18 protein-coding genes, 1 tRNA gene and 1 pseudogene are annotated in these 19024 nt (G+C 71.6%); 8 read left to right on the forward strand and 12 right to left on the reverse strand.

What is annotated here, in order from left to right; all coding sequences use genetic code 11:
• Positions 1–36: 36 nt before the first annotated feature.
• On the reverse strand, positions 37–2478 hold the full coding sequence (locus EV371_RS32985) for an HAD-IC family P-type ATPase (protein WP_130465500.1): 2442 nt from the start codon (positions 2476–2478) through the stop codon (positions 37–39).
• 155 nt (positions 2479–2633) lie between these two features.
• Here EV371_RS32985 and EV371_RS32990 point away from each other — a divergent pair, with 155 nt between their 5' ends.
• Positions 2634–4373 (forward strand): histidine kinase, encoded by a 1740-nt coding sequence (locus tag EV371_RS32990; RefSeq protein WP_130465501.1) that lies wholly within the window; start codon positions 2634–2636, stop codon positions 4371–4373.
• Positions 4374–4431: 58 nt separating this feature from the next.
• Here EV371_RS32990 and EV371_RS32995 read toward each other — a convergent pair whose 3' ends face one another.
• Positions 4432–5214 (reverse strand): hypothetical protein, encoded by a 783-nt coding sequence (locus EV371_RS32995; protein ID WP_130465502.1) that lies wholly within the window; start codon positions 5212–5214, stop codon positions 4432–4434.
• A 167-nt stretch (positions 5215–5381) separates the two neighbouring features.
• Here EV371_RS32995 and EV371_RS33000 point away from each other — a divergent pair, with 167 nt between their 5' ends.
• The 4 genes and pseudogenes from EV371_RS33000 to EV371_RS33015 all read left to right on the forward strand — a co-directional run.
• Positions 5382–5894, forward strand: a complete 513-nt coding sequence (locus EV371_RS33000; protein WP_486484999.1) for a hypothetical protein — start codon at positions 5382–5384, stop codon at positions 5892–5894.
• A 100-nt stretch (positions 5895–5994) separates the two neighbouring features.
• Positions 5995–6639, forward strand: a complete 645-nt coding sequence (locus EV371_RS33005; RefSeq protein ID WP_130465504.1) for a flavin reductase family protein — start codon at positions 5995–5997, stop codon at positions 6637–6639.
• A 154-nt stretch (positions 6640–6793) separates the two neighbouring features.
• A complete protein-coding gene (locus EV371_RS33010) occupies positions 6794–8164 on the forward strand; it encodes a glycoside hydrolase family 18 protein (RefSeq protein WP_130465505.1) in 1371 nt (456 codons plus the stop codon).
• 33 nt (positions 8165–8197) lie between these two features.
• Positions 8198–8509 (forward strand): annotated as a pseudogene (locus EV371_RS33015) (NUDIX domain-containing protein); the annotation flags it as partial.
• Between the two features lie 142 nt (positions 8510–8651).
• Here EV371_RS33015 and EV371_RS33020 read toward each other — a convergent pair.
• Together EV371_RS33020 and EV371_RS33030 are read right to left on the reverse strand one after the other, a co-directional pair.
• Positions 8652–9134 (reverse strand): hypothetical protein, encoded by a 483-nt coding sequence (locus EV371_RS33020; RefSeq protein WP_130465507.1) that lies wholly within the window; start codon positions 9132–9134, stop codon positions 8652–8654.
• 916 nt (positions 9135–10050) lie between these two features.
• Positions 10051–10137 (reverse strand) — tRNA-Ser (locus EV371_RS33030).
• 76 nt (positions 10138–10213) lie between these two features.
• Here EV371_RS33030 and deoD point away from each other — a divergent pair.
• On the forward strand, positions 10214–10921 hold the full coding sequence (gene deoD, locus EV371_RS33035) for a purine-nucleoside phosphorylase (RefSeq protein WP_130465509.1): 708 nt from the start codon (positions 10214–10216) through the stop codon (positions 10919–10921).
• 67 nt (positions 10922–10988) lie between these two features.
• Here deoD and EV371_RS33040 read toward each other — a convergent pair whose 3' ends face one another.
• From EV371_RS33040 to EV371_RS33055, 4 genes are all read right to left on the reverse strand, one after another.
• A complete protein-coding gene (locus EV371_RS33040; RefSeq protein ID WP_130465510.1) occupies positions 10989–12239 on the reverse strand; it encodes an ABC transporter permease in 1251 nt (416 codons plus the stop codon).
• Entirely contained in the window at positions 12239–12910 is a 672-nt protein-coding gene (locus tag EV371_RS33045) for an ABC transporter ATP-binding protein (protein WP_486485000.1), read from the reverse strand. Before EV371_RS33045 ends, EV371_RS33040 begins: the two co-directional genes overlap by 1 nt.
• Before the next feature lie 62 nt (positions 12911–12972).
• Positions 12973–14169 carry a peptidoglycan-binding protein gene (locus EV371_RS33050; RefSeq protein WP_130465511.1) on the reverse strand — a complete coding sequence of 399 codons (1197 nt, stop codon included), beginning with the start codon at positions 14167–14169 and terminating at the stop codon, positions 12973–12975.
• A complete protein-coding gene (locus tag EV371_RS33055; RefSeq protein WP_130465512.1) occupies positions 14166–14708 on the reverse strand; it encodes a hypothetical protein in 543 nt (180 codons plus the stop codon). The genes EV371_RS33050 and EV371_RS33055 overlap by 4 nt, the downstream gene beginning before the upstream one ends.
• A gap of 131 nt (positions 14709–14839) precedes the next feature.
• Here EV371_RS33055 and EV371_RS33060 point away from each other — a divergent pair, with 131 nt between their 5' ends.
• Together EV371_RS33060 and EV371_RS33065 are read left to right on the forward strand one after the other, a co-directional pair.
• Entirely contained in the window at positions 14840–15496 is a 657-nt protein-coding gene (locus EV371_RS33060) for a response regulator (protein ID WP_130465513.1), read from the forward strand.
• A complete protein-coding gene (locus EV371_RS33065; RefSeq protein WP_130465514.1) occupies positions 15493–16725 on the forward strand; it encodes an ATP-binding protein in 1233 nt (410 codons plus the stop codon). The genes EV371_RS33060 and EV371_RS33065 overlap by 4 nt, the downstream gene beginning before the upstream one ends.
• A gap of 156 nt (positions 16726–16881) precedes the next feature.
• Here EV371_RS33065 and EV371_RS33070 read toward each other — a convergent pair whose 3' ends face one another.
• The 4 genes from EV371_RS33070 to EV371_RS33080 all read right to left on the reverse strand — a co-directional run bounded on the left by EV371_RS33070 (position 16882) and on the right by EV371_RS33080 (position 18734).
• Positions 16882–17436: a nucleoside deaminase gene (locus tag EV371_RS33070; RefSeq protein WP_486484892.1), complete on the reverse strand. Its 555-nt coding sequence runs from the start codon at positions 17434–17436 to the stop codon at positions 16882–16884.
• Positions 17433–17969, reverse strand: a complete 537-nt coding sequence (locus EV371_RS33075) for a tRNA adenosine deaminase-associated protein (protein WP_130465516.1) — start codon at positions 17967–17969, stop codon at positions 17433–17435. Before EV371_RS33075 ends, EV371_RS33070 begins: the two co-directional genes overlap by 4 nt.
• 160 nt (positions 17970–18129) lie before the next feature.
• Positions 18130–18297, reverse strand: coding sequence for a hypothetical protein (locus tag EV371_RS33660; protein WP_165436896.1), 168 nt, complete (start codon positions 18295–18297; stop codon positions 18130–18132).
• A gap of 110 nt (positions 18298–18407) precedes the next feature.
• A complete protein-coding gene (locus tag EV371_RS33080) occupies positions 18408–18734 on the reverse strand; it encodes a hypothetical protein (protein WP_130466391.1) in 327 nt (108 codons plus the stop codon).
• Between the last annotated feature and the right edge of the window lie 290 nt (positions 18735–19024).

The following is a 19024-nucleotide window of genomic DNA, read 5'->3' on the forward strand; positions in this document are numbered from 1 at the left end:
GCACCGCCCGCTGGTGAGTAGGCATCGGAGAGGTTGTCAGCGCGCTTCCCGGCGTACCGCCGGGTTGTCGGCACCGGTGCGGCGCAGCGCGACCCGGACCAGTTCCAGCAGCGTTCCGGCCGCGACCGCCAGCCCCGCCGCCACCACCGGCGCCGTCGTCCCGACCAGGCTCAGCTGGAAGAACTCCTGGAGGAACGGCACCACCAGGATGGTCAGGAACGCCAGGCCGAGGGCGAGCACCAGCAGGATCCGCCACCAGGTGTACGGCCGGGCGATGATCGCCACCACCCAGAGCCCGACCAGGAACAGGGTCAGCGTCGCGGCCGAGGTCTCCGCGGCCAGGTCGCCGTCGTAGACGCTCCGGGCGAACAGGTACGAGGTGATCGTCGCCGCCATCGCCACCGCCCCGGACGGTACGGCGAACCGCAGCACCCGGCCGACGAAACCGGGCCGGGCCCGCTCGTGGTTCGGGGCCAGCGCCAGGAAGAACGCCGGGATGCCGATGGTCAGCGACGAGATGATGGTCAGATGCCGGGGCAGGAACGGGTACGGCACCTGGCTCAGCACCACGATCACGGCGAGCAGCACCGAGTAGACCGTCTTGGTCAGGAAGAGGTTCGCGACCCGCTCGATGTTGCCGATCACCCGCCGTCCCTGCGCGACCACCGCCGGCAACGCGCCGAAGTTGTTGTCGAGCAGCACGATCTGGGCCACCGCCCGGCTGGCCGGACTGCCCGAGCCCATCGCCACCCCGATGTCCGCGTCCTTGAGCGCGAGTACGTCGTTGACCCCGTCCCCGGTCATCGCCACCGTGTGCCCGGCGCCCTGGAGCGCCGCCACCATCTCCCGCTTCTGCTGCGGCCCGACCCGGCCGAAGACGGTGTTCCGGCGCACCGCCTCGGCGAGTTCCACCGGATCGGTGGGAAGCTCCCGGGCGTCGACCGGATGCTCGGCGCCGGGCAGCCCGAGGCTGCGGGCCACCGCGCCCACCGAGAGCGCGTTGTCGCCGGAGAGGACCTTCACCACCACCCCCTGCTCGGTGAAGTAGCGCAGCGTCTCTGACGCCTCCGGCCGGAGCCGCTGGGCGAGCACCACCAGCGCGACCGGGTGCAAGGAGGGGCCCCCGCTCATCGTTTTCTGTTGTATAGGGGGCCCTTCCAAACACATCAGCCGGTGCGGCGCGTGCGCATGCGGGGTGTTGGCGCCGGCCCGGGCCAGCAGCAGCACCCGCAGGCCCCGGGCACCGTACGCGTCGACCTCGGCCAGGGTCGGATGCCCGGCCGGCAGGAGTACGTCGGGGGCGCCGAGCCGCCACTGCGCGCTGATCCCGTCCGGGCTGGTGAGAGTGGCCCCGCCCCACTTCCGGGCGGACGAGAACGGGATCCGCTCCCCGATCCGCCACGCCGCCCTCGATCCGATGCCGTGCGGCGGCGCCGGGTACGCCTCGACGATCGCCCGCAGGCTGGCGTTCGGCCGCTCGTCGGCCGCGCCGAGCAGACCGAGCAGCTCCGACACCGGGGCGGTCGGATCGAGCTGGCGTACCTCGGAGACCGTCATCGCCGCGTCGGTGAGCGTGCCGGTCTTGTCCAGGCAGACCACGCTGACCCGGGCCAGCCCCTCGATCGCCGGCAACTCCTGCACCAGGCAGCGCCGCCGGCCGAGCCGGATCACCCCGACCGCGAACGCCACCGAGGTGAGCAGGACCAGCCCTTCCGGCACCATCGGCACCAGCCCGGCGACCATCCGTCGGATCGCCTCCGGCAGGTCGTCGGAGTTGACCAGGTACTGGCTGGCGATCAGGGCCAGTCCGGTCGGGACGATCAGCCAGGTGACGAACCGCAGGATGGTGTTGAGCCCGCCGCGCAGCTCCGAGTTGACCAGCGTGAACCGGCTGGCCTCCTCGGTGAGCCGGGCCGCGTACGCCGCCCGGCCGACCCTGGTGGCCCGCATCGCACCGGCACCGGCGGTGACGAAACTGCCGGAGAGCAGCGGGTCGCCGACCCGCTTCACCACCGGATCGGCCTCGCCGGTCAGCAGCGACTCGTCCACCTCCAACTGCTCCGCCTCGACCACCACCCCGTCGACCGCGATCTGGTCGCCGGATCCCAGCTCGATCAGGTCGTCCAGGACCAGGTCGGCGGAGGTCACCTCGACGGCCTGACCGTCCCGGCGTACCACCGGACGGGCCGCACCGACGATCGCCAGCCGGTCCAGGGTGCGCTTGGCCCGCAGCTCCTGGACCACCCCGATCAGGGTGTTGGCGATGATCACACCGCCGAAGAGGGCATCCTGGATCGGGCCCACCGCGAGGATCACCCCGAACAGCACGCCCATGATCGCGTTGATCCGGGTGCAGAGGTTCGCCTTGACGATTTCCCCGACGCTCCGCCCGGACCGCACCGGTACGTCGTTGACCTGTCCCGCGGCGATCCGCTCGGCGACCTGGGCAGTACTCAGCCCGGCCTCGGTTGTCAGCATGGCCCGAAGCTACGAACCCGGGCCGTCGATCGGCTGCGCCCGATCGTCAGCCGCCGACCCTGACCTTTCTCAGGGTCGGCGACGCCGATATTTCCGGGTCGGCGGGGCGGCGTCCCGGATCGTCGGGAGCGGCGCCGCTGCGTACCGTCGGAACGGTGCGAGCCGTGGCGCAGGCAGACCGGATCGGCCGCGAGCTGCGGCGTTACCGGGCCCTCCTGCTGGACGTACTGCTCTGGGCGACGCTGGCCGCCGCCGTTGCCTGGTCCTGGACCGGACATCGGGCGTACCCGGTCGGGCTGCTGCTCGGCGGCCTGGCGCTCTGGGGTGGCGCGCTCGCGGTCCGGCGACGCCTGCCGCTGATCCCGCTCTTCGCCGTGGTGCTGCTCTGCACGGTGGACGGGAACTACTGCCTCGGCCTGCCGCTGGTCAGCTACCTGCTCGGCCGGCGGATGGACAGCACCTGGCCGGCGGCGGCGAGCTACTGCGCGCTGGCGGTGCTCGGCACCCCGCTGGTGTTGAGCTGGTCCGGCTTCGTGGACTGGGCGACGATGGCCGGCGCGCTGGTCTACGCCGGACTGTTTCCGTGGCTGGTCGGCCGCTACCGGCGGCAGCAGCGGGCGCTGATCGCCGCCGGTTGGGAGCGGGCCGAGCAACTCGAACGCGAACAGCGGATGCTGACCCGCGAGGTACGCCTCCGGGAGCGGGCCCGGATCGCCGAGGACATGCACGACTCGCTCGGCCACGAACTGAGCCTGCTCGCGCTCCGGGCCGGTGCGCTGGAGCTCTCCGCCGATCTGGACGAGCGGACCCGGGCGGTCGCCGGGCAACTCCGGGCCGGCGCGGCGGCCGCCACCGAGCAGCTTCGGGACATCATCGACGTACTCCGGGACGACGCCGCACGACGGATGACGGGACCGGATCCGACGGCCGGTCCGGTACGGCCGGCCGGCGGGGACGTCGCCGACCTCGTACGCCGGGCGCAGGCCGCCGGGATGCCGGTGCGGCTGCACGACAGCCGCCCGGCCGAACCGCTGCCGCCGTCGACAGGGCGGGCCGTCTACCGGGTGGTGCAGGAGTCGCTGACCAATGCCAACAAGCACGCGCCCGGCGCGGCGGTCCGGGTCCGACTCGAAGCCGACGGCACCGGGGCGGTCCTGGTCAACGTCACGAACGCGCGGCCGCCCGGTGCGCCGCGGTCCGCGCCGGTCTCGGTCCGGGGCGGGCGCGGCCTGGTCGGGCTCCGCGAGCGGGTACGGCTGGCCGGCGGCACCCTGCGCACCGGCGCGCGGGACGGCGGCTTCGAGGTGGTGGCCCGCCTGCCCAGCCACGCCAGCCGCCCCGCGACGGCAGCACCGGCGGATCCGCTCTCCTCCGCGAGCCGGAGCAGGGCGCCGAGCGGGGCGTCCCGGACGTCCGGCCCGCCGCCAATGGCCGCCGCCAATCACCGTCACGGCCCGCCACTGGCGACCGGGTCCGCCGCCGACCAGCGTCACTGCCTGCCGTCAGCAGCCGGGTCCGCCGCCGAACAGCGTCGGCGGGTGCACCGGGAGGCTCGGCGGGGACTGGTCGGCGCGGCGATGGTGCTGGCCACGTTCGCCGCGACGCTCGGCGGTGCCGCCCTCGGCTACTACCTCTACGCGACCAGCAACTCGGTACTCAGCCCGGAACGGTACGCGGCGCTGCGGGTCGGCCAGGACTGGGCCACCGCGATCCCGTTGCTGCCTCGCCGGGAGATGCTGGAACCACCCGACCCGGATCCACTGCCGACACCGGTCGACGCGGACTGCCGGTACTACCGCTCGCACGGGGACGTGCTCCAGCCTCGACTGGACGTCTACCGGCTCTGCGCCGCGCACGGCCGGCTGGTGGCGAAGGACCAGCTCCCGCCCTCGTGACCAGTTGTTCGTCACCAGCTTCGGCCGCCGACGTCTCGTGTCGAGTGGACGTGTGGGGTCAGCGGTGTCGGACCCAGACGTTGGGTTCGACGTAGGTCCCCCGATCGGCGCCCAGGTCGATTCGGAGCGTGCCCAGACCGTCCGGGATGACGTACTCGCCGGAGTCGGGAAACTCCAGGCCGGTCCAGCGCTGCCATTCCGCCACGGTGCCGGTGATCACCTGCGACCGGGGTGCCGTCGCCAGGATCCGCCCGCCCAGCCTGACGTGGGTACGCAGCCACGGGTCGAACGGTGTGCCGTCCGGTCTGGTCCAGCCGGCGTACCGGTCGATCGGGGTGAGTGGATAGCGGGCCTTGCGGGTCGGCCGTACCGGGCAGATCACCCGGTGCTGCGCGGGGACGAGGTCACCGAGTGCCCGCAGCAGCTTTCCGGCCAGTCCCTGCCCCTGCCGGTCCGGGCGGACCTGCGCGGCCAGGATCGCCAGCGTGTCCGGCGAATGACCGGCGTCGTACGCGCCGAGCGCCCGGGCCAGCGCGGCGGTGTAGCCGGTCGGCAGGTCGTCGACGGCACCGCTCCAGCACAGCGGCACCGCCCAGCCGGCAGCCACGATGCCACCGCCGTTGCCGGCGTCGTTGTTGTCGGCGTCGGCGTCGGCGTCGGGGGGTCCGTCGGCGTCGTCGAGGAGTACGAGTTCCAGTCCGGCGAAGAGTTCGCGGATCCGGCCGAGGAGTCGGGCGGTCCCCTGGTCGTGGAAGATGAACTCCGGCCAGCCGTCGCCGAGCCAGGCCAGTTCGCCGCTGGTTCGAGGCCGCGCGTGCAGGGGCTCGGCGATGATCACCATGCTGGAATTGTGCCGGTGCGCTGTGCGCGGCGTAACCGACTTTGCTCGTACACATGTGCTATCCACAGGGTGTGGACGGCGGTCCACACCCCGACCAACCGGACTAATCAGGGATAAACTACGCTGTGCTCCCGGAGGGTTACATGGAGGCACGGAAAGTCGTACGTCTGGTGGCGGTACTCGTGGCGGGTGCGGTGGCGGTCTGTCACGCGTACCGGACGGTGTCGGACGAGCCGGCGACGACACCCGGTTACGGGCCGGACGTCCTCCATCTCAGGGGCGTGCGCGACATCGAGTTCGGTGACACCGAGCAGGAGCTGCTCCGACGCGGTGAACTGCACGCCGAACCCGCCTCCGCCTGCGGCCCGCGCCTGACCGACCCGACCACGGTCAGCCCGGTCTTCGCCGACGATCGGCTGGTGCTGCTCTGGGCCAGCCCCCCGGTGCGCACCCCGGAAGGGGTAACCGCCGGCACCCCGGTGGACCGGGTCGAGGCCGCCTATCCGGCCGCCACCCGGCTGACGGCGCCGCCCGGCAGCTACCGCTACGACGGGCTACTGGCGATGCAGGGCGACCGGGCCTACCTGTTTCTGCACGATGGACGGACGGTGCGGAAAACCGTCGCCGGCTACACCGACTACGCGAAGCGCCTCTTCGACGAGGGCTTCGGCACCTGCTGACCGCCCCGGGCCAGGGCCCGGGATCTGCGGGCAGACCTGCCGGAACGCCACGTCCGATGCCCGCCAGCAATCGTCCGCCCCGGCCGGCGAGAGTTGCCGCATGCACATCGTTCCCGGACTCAGGGTGCTGTACTTCGGCACCCCGGTGGTATTGATCAGTTCCCGTAACGAGGACGGCAGCGCCAATCTCGCGCCGATGTCCTCGGCCTGGTGGCTGGGCCAGTCCGGCATGCTCGGGCTGGGCAACAGCGGCCAGACGACGGCCAACCTGCGACGGGAGCGGGAGTGCGTACTCAACCTGCCGTCGTCGGCGATGGTCGACGCGGTGGACCGGATAGCGCTCACCACCGGAAGGCGGGACGTGCCGGCGCACAAGCTGGCGCAGGGCTACCGGTACGAGCCGGACAAGTTCACCCTCGCCGGGCTGACCGAACAGCCGTCCGAGCTGGTCCGGGCGCCCCGGGTCGCCCAGTGCCCGATCCAGTTGGAGTGCCGGGTCATCGCGGTACTGCCGATGGCGGAGCCGACGCCCGAATGCACCGCCTTCCAGGTCGAGGTACTCCGCGCGCACGTCGAGGAGTCCCTGGTCATCCCCGGTACGCAGCACGTCGATCCGCTGGGCTGGGATCCACTGATCATGAAGTTCTGCGAGTTCTTCGGCGGCGGCCGCAACGTGCACCCGTCGAGGCTCGCCGACGGCTGGCGGATGCCGCACCGGCTCCCGGCGCTGTCGACGTCTGAGTGATCCGACCATGCGTCGTACCTTCGGTGCGATCCGGCGCGGCGCACTTGACCACCCCACATCGACGGCCCTACCTTTCAGGACACCGAAAACTTTCCTAACTGTTCTGCCGACCGCCGGTGTCCTGCCGACGCTCCATCCCCGTTCAGGAGTGCGTATGCGCGGTTCTCCTCTCCGTCGACTCAGTACCGTCACCGCGGCCACCGCCGTCGCCGCCCTGCTCGCAAGCGTCGCCGTACCCCCTGCTTCGGCCGCTCGCGACGCGGCGTCCCGGCACGACGGCGGCCAGCGGGGCGACTTCGTCAAGGTCGGATACTTCACCCAGTGGGGCATCTACGGCCGGGCCTTCACGGTCAAGAAGCTGCACGACTCCGGCGCGGCCAGCCGGCTGACCCACCTCAACTACGCCTTCGGCAACGTCAGCCCGGACGGTCGGTGCTACGTCGACGGCGGGCCGGGCGAGGGCGACGCCTGGGCCGACTACCAGCGGCCGGTACCGGCGCAGGAGAGCGTGGACGGCGTCGCCGACACCTGGGGCGAGCCGCTGAACGGCAACTTCGGGCAGCTTCAGAAGCTTAAGGCGCTGCATCCCGACCTGAAGGTGCTGATCTCGCTCGGCGGGTGGAGTTGGTCGACACACTTCTCCGACGCCGCGCTGACCCCGGAGTCGCGGCGGACGTTCGTCGCCTCCTGCATCGACCTCTACCTCAGGGGCAATCTGCCCAATCCGGACGGCAGCGCCGGTGGGCCCGGCTCGCTCGCCGGAGTCTTCGACGGCATCGACCTGGACTGGGAGTGGCCGGGTTCGCCCGGTGACGTCGACACGGTCCACCGGCCGGAGGACAAACAGAACTTCACCGCGCTCGTCGCGGAGTTCCGCCGCCAGCTCGACGCGCTCGGCAAGCCGGCCGGGAAGCACTACGAGCTGACCGCGTTCGTGCCCGCCAACCCGGCCGCGATCGACGCCGGGTTCGAGGTACGGAAGATTTTCCGGCACCTGGACTTCGCCACGGTCCAGGGCTACGACTTCCACGGCACCTGGGAGCCGATCGCCAACCAGCAGTCCGCGCTGCGGGTACCGGCCGGTGCGACCGAGCCGGACTTCGCGGTCGACCGCACCGTCGACGCCTGGCTCGACCGGGGCGCCGAGCGCCGCAAGCTCGTGCTCGGCATCCCCTACTACGGGCGCGGCTGGACCGGGGTGACCGGCGGCCGAAACGGCCTCTTCGGCATCTCCACCGGCGGCGCCGCCCCGGCCACCTTCGAGCCCGGCTACGAGGACTACAAGGTGCTGAAGACCAGGGTCGGCAAAGACGGCTTCAGGGTCTACCGCGACCTCCGCGCCGGGACGGCATGGCTCTACGACGGTACGACCTTCTGGACGTACGACGACCCGGCCGTCGTACTCCAGAAGACGCTGTACATCCGCGCGGAGCGACTGGGTGGCGCGATGGTCTGGTCGCTGGACGGTGACGACGAGCGGGCCACCCTGACCAGGACCATCGACCTCGGCCTCTGGACGCCATAGCCGAAGGCGTACCCGCTCTACTGGTCAGGTGCGGCAGCCCGCCACCTGCGCAGCGGGGAGAGCTACGAGGAGGGGGCGAGACGGGAACTCAAGGAGGAACTCGGCATCGAGGTGCCCCTCGAGTACGTCGGCAAGTTCTACTCGGTGCCCGATCGGGAGATGGTCGGCATCTTCCTCGGCTCGTACGACGGACCCCTGCGGGTCGAGAAACACGAGGTCGAACGGGTCGAGCACTTCAGTCCGGAACGTCTGGCGGAGAAGTCTGCGGACATGCGGATCACGAGCTTCGTCGAACGCGCGCTCCCGCTCATCCTTCCCCGCCTCAAGCGCCCGGACGAACGCTAGGGCAGCCGCCGTCCGTGATCAGTGCCGGCCGGCCCATGCCCGCAGAGCAGGCCGAGCGCATAGATCACGAGCGGCCCGCCCGCTGCCGGCGAGGCAGTGGACGGGCCGCAGCCGCCCCCGTGATCAACTTGAGGTCAGGTCGTCATGCCCTGCCCTTGGCGTACGCCGTGCAGGTGGTGGAGTTGCCGACGCAGATCCTGGAGTAGACCGTGTACCCCTCGGCGATGTTGCCGCTGCCGTCCGGGGTGCCCAGGTTCAGTTCCCGGTTCTCCCCGATGTCCACGGTAAAGGTGTCCGTGTCAACGTGCTTGCCCGTGGTGTCGTAGACGACCACCGTGACCTTGCCCTTGGACGCCATACCGACCCTGACATAGACCCACAGCTTCTCGCCGTACGCCTGGAAGTGCACCTGATAGTCGATCTCCGACCCGGCGCCGACCTTGTTGAGCCAGGCCCACGTGTCGATGCCACCGGCGTCCTGGTTGGACGCCTGGGTCCTGGTGTACTTGTTGTAGGTGGCCGCCTGGGCGGGACCACCGGCGAGCAGGAGACCGACCACTGCGCACAGCGCCGTGATCGGCACCAGGAACCTCTTGCGGATTCCCCTTCCCGTTGAAAAGCGCACCAACTACCTCCAGCCATGTCGAACCCGTTGGGACGACCCAACGCGTGTTTGCGGACAACGGCGACCAGTGTGCGGAGCCGCATGTGCAACACGGTTGAAGGATCATTGAAGGCGCTGGTCAGGCACTGGTTGGCGGGCATCGTCCGGGGCCACGGGACGTGGTCCCGGGTGGCGGGCGAGTGGAGACGGCCCCACCGACCGGCGGCCCGGTCAACCCGCGTACCGACTACGACGAGTGGATGCGTCATCGCCCAGCGGGTCGGCGGGCCGCTCTGGAGATAGCGAAGACGGTACGGGTGGGGCAGCGCGCGCCGTCAACTCGCCTCTCCCCTGCCTCCGAAATCAGTACTGTGAGATTCCTGTTGATCACTCCCCGCATCTCTCCAAAGTGCCCTATCATTACCCGCACGTGCATCTGCACGTGCACGCGAACGGATCTTGGGACGCTGGCCGTCGCGCAGGAGCAGGCCAATGGCCGGAAAGCGCGACGGCACCCGCCGCAACGGGTGCCGTCTTTGGATCTCCCATCAGAAAGGATCTCCGCTTATGAGGCTACGTCAGCCAACCGGCCAGCTGTATCCCGAACCCGACGTCTCGCTACGAGTTCTGGTCCTTCTGGCTGTCGCCGCCCTACTCGGCGTACTGGCGTGGCAGGTGCCAGCGACTGTCAATCCGATGCTCATAGCCGTTGCGACCTACGCGGTTCTGGATCGCCTGACTGATCGCAAGCCAGGCAGCCGTTAGGTAGTCGACGACCTGTCGGGGCACGGGTCGCAGGACGGCGAACCAAGGAAGGCGGCGCCTGCCGCGCCTCACCGCGAACGCCCCAGGCACAACTGAGACCGGAACTGAGACCAGAGGTGGGAACGCCCGGCCGATCCTCACGGATCGACCGAGCGTTCTCGCTGTTCACGAGCGGTGGTGAAGGGATTTGAACCCTTGGAGGGCGTGAACCCTCACACGCTTTCGAGGCGTGCTCCTTAGGCCGCTCGGACACACCACCGCCGAGTAGGGTACCCGACGCCGCAGGGCGACGTCGCGGCGGTATCGACCGGAGCGACCTGGCAGGATGACGCCACATGAGTACGCACATTGGCGCCAAGCCCGGTGAGATCGCCGAGCGGGTCCTGATGCCGGGCGACCCGCTGCGGGCCAAGTGGATCGCGGAGACCTACCTCGAGGACGCCAAGTGCTACTCGACGGTGCGCGGCATGCTCGGCTTCACCGGCCGCTGGTCCGGCACCGAGGTCTCGATCCAGGGTTCCGGCATGGGGATGCCGTCCGCCTCCATCTACGCACACGAGTTGATCAACGAGTACGGTGTGAAGTCGCTGATCAGGGTCGGCTCCTGCGGCGCGCTCAGCGAGGACCTCCAACTCCGGGACGTGATCGCCGCCAGCGGCTCGTCGACCGACTCGAACATGAACCGGATGCGGTTCGACGGGTTGATCGACTACGCCCCGGTCGCCGACTTCGGGCTGCTGCGTACCTCGGTCGAGGTGGCGGAGCGGCGCGGCATCGCGATGCGGGTCGGGCCGATCCTGGCCGCGGACGCCTTCTACACCGACCGTCCGGACCTTTACGACACCCTCGCCGATTATGGCGTGCTGGCGGTGGAGATGGAGTCGGCGGCGCTCTACACCATCGCGGCCCGGTTCAGGGCGCGGGCGTTGACCCTGCTGACCGTGAGCGACCACATCAAGCGGGGAGAGCAGACCACCGCCCAGGAGCGCGAGCAGACGTTCAGCCAGATGGTCGAGATCGCCCTGGACACCATCGTCGCCTGATCCTCAACGCAAGGAAGGGCCCCTTCTTACACAAGAAGCGATAGGAAGGGGCCCTTCCTTGCACCCGTCAGGGCGTGGCGAGTGCTTCGGTCGGGGCCAGCCGGGCGGCCCGGATCGCCGGGTAGAGCCCGGCGAAGGCGCCGATCAGCAGGGTCGCGCCGACCCCGCCGGCCATCGCCCAGCTCGGTACCACCGTCGGCCAGTCCCGGGACAGGGCGTAGCCCGAGGTCACCCCGATGCCGATCAGCACTCCGCCCACTCCGCCGAGCGCGGAGAGCAACAGTGACTCGGCGAGGAACTGGGTGCGTACCTGGCCTCGGGTCGCACCGAGCGAGCGGCGCAACCCGATCTCGGCCCGCCGTTCGAGCACCGAGATCACCATCGTGTTCGCGACTCCGACCCCGCCGACCAGCAGCGCGACCGCGCCGAGCCCGAGCAGCAGCCCGGTGAACGCCTCGTCGGTGGCCTGCTGCGCCTCCAGCGCGTCGGACGGCCGGGACACCTTGACCTCGTTCGGCGCCTCCGGGTTGGCGGTGGCGCCGAGTACCGCCTGCACCGCCTCGACCGACGGCTCCGCCGACCGGGTGTAGACGGTGGTCGGGTGCCCGTCGAAGCCCAGGTACGACGCCGCCGCCTCCCAGCCGACCAGGGCGGAGAGGTCCAGCTCCGGCGCCAGCGGCACCGGGGCCAGGATCCCGACCACCGTGAACCACCGGTTGCCGAGGTAGACCTGTACCTCCGGTCCGGCGCGGCCCAGCCCGAGCCGTTCCGCCGTGGTCGCCCCGAGTACGACCGCCGGATACCGTGCCGTCGCCCCGTTCAGCCAGGTGCCGCTGGCCACGGTCGCTCCGACGGTGTCGAGCAGGTCCAGTCGGGCCGCCCGGGCGGCGATCCCGCCGCTCTCCACCTCGGGGATCCGGTCCGAGCGGTAGACCCGGGCCTCGACGAGCAGCCCGGTGGCGGACACCTGCTGAACCGGGCCGATCCGGCCGATCATCGCCACCGACTCCTCCGGCAGCTGGGCAGCCTCGCCGAACATGGTGTTGCCGGGCGCGACGGTCAGCAGGTTGGTGCCGAGCGAGTCGAGCATCCGGTCCAGTTCTGCCCGGGACGAGGACGAGATCCCGACCACCGCGACCATCGCGGCGATGCCGATGGCGATGCCGAGCGCGGAGAGGAACGCCCGCAGCGGCCGGGTACGCAGCCCGACGCCGCCGACCCGGAGGATGTCCCGAGGCCGCATCCGGGCCGGTACCAGCCGGGGCCGTGCCCCGCCGTTCGCCAGCCGGGGCCGTGCCCCGCCGTTCGCCCCGGCCATCAGCGGACCCCGTCCGAGCCGTCGGTGAGCACCAAGCCGTCGCGCATCTGCACCTGCCGGGGCAGGCTGGCCGCGATCTCCCGGTCGTGCGTGATCACCACCACCGTGGTACCGGCGGCGTTCAGCTCGCGCAGCAGCGCCAGTACCCCGGCCCCGGAGGTCGAGTCGAGGTTGCCGGTCGGCTCGTCGGCCAGCAGCAGCGCCGGGTTGCCCACCACCGCCCGGGCGATCGCCACCCGCTGCCGTTCGCCGCCGGAGAGTTCGTGCGGCCGGTGGTCGAGCCGGTGTCCCAGCCCGACCCGGACCAGCGCGGCCTCCGCGCGCCGCCGCCGCTCCCCGAGGGGTACGCCGGCGTAGAGCAGCCCGTCCGCCACGTTGTCCAGCACCGGGACACCGGGCGCGAGGTGGAACTGCTGGAACACGAAACCGATCCGGGACGATCGCAGCGCGGAGAGCTGCCGGTCCGACAGCTTCGCCACGTCGTACCCGTCGATGTGCACGGTGCCGGTCGACGGCCGGTCGAGGGTGCCGATCAGGTGCAGCATGGTGGACTTGCCCGAGCCGGACGGCCCGACGATCGCCACCAGTTCACCGGGCTGGACGGTCAGGGTGACGCCACCGAGGGCCGTCACGCCGCCCGGATAGATCTTCGTCACCCGGTCGAGCACCACGACCCCGTCGGTACCGGCCGGCGGCTCGGCCAGCGCGGCACCCGACGCCGCCAGGTCCCGGCTCACTTCGGCATCCCCACGGTCGCTCCCTCGACCAGCCCGTCGCCGGTCACTTCCACCCGCCCGGAGGCGAAGAGTCCGGTCTGCACCGCCACGATCCGGGTCGCGTCGCCCTCGACGATCTCCACGCCGTAGCCGCCCTCGGCGAGGGCGAGCAGCGCGGCGACGGGTACGGTGAGCACGTTCTCCCGCTGGGCGGCGGTGAACGCCACGTCGACGGAGGCGCTGTCGAATCCGGCCAGTGCCTTCGGGTCGGCGGCGGTGACGGTCACCTCGATCTTGGTTTCCGGGTCGCCCTGCCCACCGTTCGCGCCGCTCTCGGTCTCGATGATCGTCTCGGTGGCCGCGATGGTGCCGGCCACCTCCTTGCCGTCTGGCAGCGTCACGGTGACCTTGGCGCCCCGCTTCGCCAACCGCTGGTCCGCCACGTCCAGCGAGACGGTGACCACCCGGGCGGTACCGCTGTAGCCGAGCACCCCGGCGCCGGGCTGTACCACGTCGCCGACCTCGGCCTCGACGCTGTCCACCCGGACCTGACCGGTGGCGTAGACGACCTGGCCCAGCTCGACCCGGCCGGTCTCGTCGAGGCCCAGGTCCTCCTGCCACTCCCGCACCGCCTCGGCGGTGGCCGGGGTGTACTCGTCGTCGACGGTGAACCCGTCGTAGCCGAGCGCCCGCAGGTTCTTCTCGAACTGCTCGACGTCCGCACCGCTGTCACCTGAGCGCAGCGTCCGGTACGCCGGCAGCCCGCCGTAGAGCAGTACGACCTTCTGGTTGTCGATCGAGTAGAGCGGCTTGCCCCGGCTGACCCGGGAGCCGGCTGCGGCGACCACGGTGATGGTGCCTCCCTTGCGGGCGGCCAAGGTACGGGTCTCGCCGTACCCCAACTCGCCGTCGGCGGTCTCCGAGTCGACCAGCGTCTGCCGGGTGACCTGGGCATTCGCCGGTGGCAGGTTGCTGGCGGTGGCCGTACCCGGATCGCCGCCGCCGAATCCGACGGCGGCCGCCACCCCGGCGGCGACCGTGAGCGCGGCGGCGGTCAGTACGGCGACCGCCCGGCCACGGCCGCTCTGGCGCCGCCGCCCCGGCCGGGTCCCGGCCGCCGGCGCCGTACCCGCGCCGTCGTCCGCTCCGGTACCGATCGGAGCCGACCCCTCCGGAGACGGGCCGTTCTCGGTCACCGGGGTGCCCGCCGTCATTCGCCACCACCTCTGATCCGGACCGGGAACTCGCCCCGGCACTTCTCCATGGCGGCCTGGAACTTCGGGTCGTTCATCTTCATTCCACTGCCCTGGGGCACCTGCACGGTGCCGTCCGGCCCGGGGTCCGGGAAGTTCGGCACACCGTTCTCCCGCATGCACTTCGCCATCTTGCGCACCTGTTCGACCTGCTCCGGATCGAGCTGAAGCTGGCCGCCGTTCGGCAGCAGGTGGCGGCACTTCTCCATCGCCGCCTGCGTCTTGGCCGGATCGTCGCCCGGTTTCCGCTGGATCCGGATTCCGCCCTGGCCCGGCTCGGGGTCCGGCATCTCCACCCCGTTCTCCCGCATGCACTTGGCAAACTCCAGGCGGCGATCCTCGTCGCTGAGCGCGACCGCACTGGCGCTGGCGGTCGGTCCGGCTCCGCTGCCGCCCTGGGCGGTGGCCACCCCCGGCCCCTCGTCGGCCCGGGCGCAGCCGGCGAGCGCCAGGCCGAGGACGGGGAGGGCCAGCCAGAGGCCCGACATTCGTCGGCGCATGGCACAACTCCTTCCGTGGGCCGGCGCGGTTCGCCGGCCGATACGGACAAAGTCAAGTCGGCGGCACGTATCCGGGGCGTAACCGTCGACGTTTACGACGGGGTTATCCGCGACCGAGTCACCATGGGACGGTGCGGGTATTGGTGGTGGAGGACGAGAAGCTGTTGGCGGATGCCGTCGCCGAGTGGCTGCGCCGGGAGGCGTTCGCGGTCGACGTCGCGTACGACGGCGACGCGGCCCTGGAGCGGCTCGGCGTCAACGACTACGACGTGGTGGTGCTCGACCGGGACCTGCCGGTGGTGCACGGCGACGACGTGTGCCGGGCGGTCGTCGAGGGCGGAGGCGGGACCCGGGTGCTGATGCTCACCGCGGCCGCTGCGGTCCGGGACCGGGTCGCCGGGCTGGCGCTGGGCGCCGACGACTACCTGATCAAGCCGTTCGCGCTGGTCGAGCTCTCCGCCCGGGTCCACGCGCTGGTCCGGCGGGCCCGGCCCGCCGCGCCGCCGAAACTGACCCGGGCCGGTCTGGTCGTCGACCCGGCCCGGCACGAGGTCTACCGCGACGGCCGGTACGTCGCCCTCTCCCGCAAGGAGTTCGCGGTACTGGCCGAGCTGATGCGGGCCGGCGGTGCGGTGGTCTCCGCCGAGGAGCTGCTGGAGCGGGCCTGGGACGAGCACATCGACCCGTTCACCAACGTGGTCCGGGTGACCGTGATGAAGCTGCGCCGCAAGCTCGGCGATCCGCAGATCGTCGAGACCGTGCCGGGAGTGGGGTACCAGATCCGGTGAAACGACTGACGATCCGCGCCCGCCTGACAGTGGTCTACGGCGGCCTCTTCCTGCTCGCCGGGATGGTGCTGCTCGCCGTCACCTACGTACTGGTCGAGCAGCGGATGCCCGGAACGTTCGGGGTCACGCTGAACTCGGCCCGGCTGCCCCAGCCCTCCGCCGACCGGGTGATCACCCCGGAGAGCGCCGAGCAGCTCCGGGTCTTCGCCCGGCAGATCCAGGACGAGGCGCGGGAGAACGCCCTGGAGACCCTGCTCACCCAGGGCGGCATCGCGCTCGCCGTGGTCTCGGCGACCGCCTTCGCCTTCGGCTGGTTGATCGCCGGCCGGGCGCTGCAACCGCTGCACCAGATCACCGGCACCGCGCGGCGGATCGCCGGAGCCGGCACCGCCGGTCGCGGGCTCCACGAGCGGATCGCGTTGGACGGCCCCCGGGACGAGGTCAGGGAACTCGCCGACACCTTCGACCTGATGCTGGAACGGCTGGACCAGTCCTTCGACGGTCAGCGGCGGTTCGTCGCCAACGCCTCGCACGAGCTGCGTACGCCGCTGGCGCTGAACCGGTCCCTGCTGGAACTCGCGGTCACCCGGCCGGACGCGCCGGCCGAGCTGAAGCAGCTCGGCGAGACGCTGCTGGCGGTCAACGAGCGGCACGAGCGGCTGATCGACGGGCTACTCACCCTGGCCGACTCGGATCAGCAGGTGGTGGAGCGTACGCCGCTCGACCTCGCCGAACTGGCCGGACACGTGGCCGAGCAGATGCGTACGGAGCTGCCGGTGCACCGACACCTGGGACCGGCGCCCACCGCCGGAGACCCGGTACTGCTGGAACGGCTGACCCAGAACCTGCTGGAGAACGCGCTCCGGCACAACGTCCCGACCGGCGGCCAGGTCTGGCTCAACACCGCCACGGTCGACGGCTGGGCGACCCTGGTGGTGGCGAACACCGGGCCGCTGGTGCCGGGGTACGAGGTCGAGACGATCTTCCAGCCGTTCCGGCGGCTGCGTCAGGAGCGGGTCGGCGGCGGGCGCGGCTTCGGTCTCGGGTTGTCGATCGTCCGGGCGGTCGCCGGCGCGCACGGCGGTTCGGTCCGGGCCGAGCCCCGGCCCGGGGGTGGGCTGGTCGTGACGGTCCTGCTGCCGGCCGAGCTCCCGGTCCGGGCCGTTCCGGCGTACGCCCCGCCGGCCGTTCCGGCGACGATCGTCGCGCCCCGGGCCGGGCTGCCCTGACGCTGGCGGATCTGTTGCGGGGCGATCCCGGTTCTGCGCCGGCGGGTCCCCGCGCAGCAGAGCACGCGGGCCAGCTGGTGCGAGAGTTTTCCACAGGCGTGCCGAGTTATCCACAAGGGTGTGCACAACGTGGGCACGTCCTGTGCAGAACCGGGGTCAGCGGAAGAAGGCGCGGAGCGCGGCAGCGCATTCGGCGGCCAGGACACCGCCGTACACCTCGGGGTGGTGGTTGAGTCGCCGGTCGCGTACGACGTCCCAGAGCGAACCCACCGCACCGGTCTTCGGCTCCCAAGCGCCGAAGACGAGCGTGGAGATCCGGGCGAGTACCAGCGCACCGGCGCACATCGTGCACGGCTCCAGGGTCACCACCAGGGTGCAACCGGTCAGCCGCCAGGCGCCGACCGCCCGGGCGGCCCGGCGCAGGGCCAGGATCTCGGCGTGCGCGGTCGGGTCGCCGGTCAGTTCGCGTTCGTTGCGGGCGCTCGCCAACTCCGTACCGTCGGGGCCGTAGACCACGGCTCCGACCGGGACGTCGTCGGCGGGCGGCTCGACGGCCGCCACCTCGGCCGGGCGGCTGGGCGGGGCGTCGACCGGCCCTGGTGCGGCGCGGGAGACCTCCAGCGCGCGCCGCATCCACGCCTCGTGCCGGTGCCGGCGCCCGGTCAGCGGCGGGTCCGGCTCGCCGCCGGGTCGGCCCGTCGGTCCGGTCACGCCTCGCGGAGGTCCTCGACCTGGTTGCCGCAGCCGATGATCTGGCAGACCTCGGCCGTCACGTCGGCCGGGAGCATCCCCTCGTGCGCGCAGAGCGCGAGCAGGCGATGGGCCGAGATGCCGAGGTCGGCGAGGAGGTCGGCGTCACCGACCGGGTCGGCGTCCGGATCGACGGCCGGTTCGTTCTCGTCGTCGTCACCGGTCGGCCCGGCCATCCGCTCCACCGGCTCGACCACGTCGTCGATGCCCAGGACCGGGGCCTTGATGTCGCCGACCAGCAGGGCGCCGAGCCGCGACTCCTCGGCGAACGCCGAGTCCGAGCCGAAGATCCGCAGGTCCTCGCCCTCGTCGAGACGCATGATGGTCAGGTAGGCGTCGTCGGCCTCGACGAACAGCAGCGAGATCTCGGCGTCCTGGTCGACGTCGCGGAGCAGCTCGGCGACCTCGTCGATGTCCGCCGCACCATTGAGATCAACTTCTGTCGCGGCCCAGCCGGACGGGCGGCGCACCACCGCCGCAGCAAAGTACGACACGGTCCCCCCAATTACCCAGCGGCCCCCAGCCGCACATCACGCCGACTTCACGGTGCCCAGTCGGCTCTCTGTCACGCGTGACGGTATCCGGTCGTATCCGGCAGAGCCCACGCAACGCCCCGAAGGAGAGGCGGGGAATCGAGGTGGACGGGGCTGCCGGTCAGTTCGCCAGGCGGCGACGGGTGGCGATCAGTTCACGCAGGCGGTCGACGCGGGCACGTCGAGGGTGTTCGCGCTCCCGCACCGACTTCGCCCCGGCAAGCTCGGCGAGGAGCTGCAACCGACGACGGCTGCGTTCAGGGTCGAGCCGATGCTCTGTCCAGGCCATACCGCCGAGAGTGCCGAGTCGGGCCCGATTCGTCAAGACCGATCGCGGTGCGCAGCGATCGCATCACTCAGCGCGGCTGTCGTGCCGGATACCCGCGGATGTCGTGCCGGCTACCACAGCGGCCAGTCGGCGCTGGTGGACCAGCGCGTCGCGAGCGCGGCCGCGGCGATCGCCCAGCCCACGCCGGTGGCCAGGGCGATGCCCGCGCCGGCTCCCCGGTTGCCCCGCTGCGTCAGTAGCAGCGCGACGAGCCAGGCCACCCCGCCGGCCAGCAGCGTCCAGAGCACGTACCCGCGCAGGCCGTGACCGAGCAGGCCGAAGGCGACCAGCCAGGCAGCGGCGGAGGCGGCTCCCGCGACGACCGAGCCGGGGCGTACCGGATGGGGCTCCCGGTAGGTCGGGTGGGTGTGCACGGGCGGCGGGCTGGCCGGGAACAGCCCGGACGGAGTGTGCCCGAAGGGTCGCGGCTGCCAGACCTGCCGGGGCCCGACCCCCGGCGGTGGCGGCCCGGGGTGCGGCTGCCCGGGCGGTGGCGGCCCGGGGTGCGGCGGCCCGGGCGGTGGCGGCCCGGGGTGCGACTGCCCGGGCAGCGGTACGCCGGACCGGGGCGGCAGAGCCGGCTGTCCCGCCATGACACCGCTCCTCTCCACCCCACCGGTGACTCCACGCCGTTCGCAGCCTACCCGCCGGGCACCGGCGGACGAACGGATCGCGACCCGGGCCGGCC

The organism is Plantactinospora sp. CNZ321 (genome assembly GCF_004217235.1).

Bases quoted from the DNA above. Each gene is read 5' to 3' on its own strand.
- EV371_RS33010 (WP_130465505.1), top strand. From the start codon at position 6,794: ATGCGCGGTTCTCCTCTCCGTCGACTCAGTACCGTCACCGCGGCCACC.
- EV371_RS32995 (WP_130465502.1), bottom strand. From the start codon at position 5,214: ATGGTGATCATCGCCGAGCCCCTGCACGCGCGGCCTCGAACCAGCGGC.
- EV371_RS33040 (WP_130465510.1), bottom strand. From the start codon at position 12,239: ATGGCCGGGGCGAACGGCGGGGCACGGCCCCGGCTGGCGAACGGCGGG.
- EV371_RS33050 (WP_130465511.1), bottom strand. From the start codon at position 14,169: ATGACGGCGGGCACCCCGGTGACCGAGAACGGCCCGTCTCCGGAGGGG.
- EV371_RS33005 (WP_130465504.1), top strand. From the start codon at position 5,995: ATGCACATCGTTCCCGGACTCAGGGTGCTGTACTTCGGCACCCCGGTG.
- EV371_RS32985 (WP_130465500.1), bottom strand. From the start codon at position 2,478: ATGCTGACAACCGAGGCCGGGCTGAGTACTGCCCAGGTCGCCGAGCGG.
- deoD (WP_130465509.1), top strand. From the start codon at position 10,214: ATGAGTACGCACATTGGCGCCAAGCCCGGTGAGATCGCCGAGCGGGTC.
- EV371_RS33660 (WP_165436896.1), bottom strand. From the start codon at position 18,297: ATGGCCTGGACAGAGCATCGGCTCGACCCTGAACGCAGCCGTCGTCGG.
- EV371_RS33055 (WP_130465512.1), bottom strand. From the start codon at position 14,708: ATGCGCCGACGAATGTCGGGCCTCTGGCTGGCCCTCCCCGTCCTCGGC.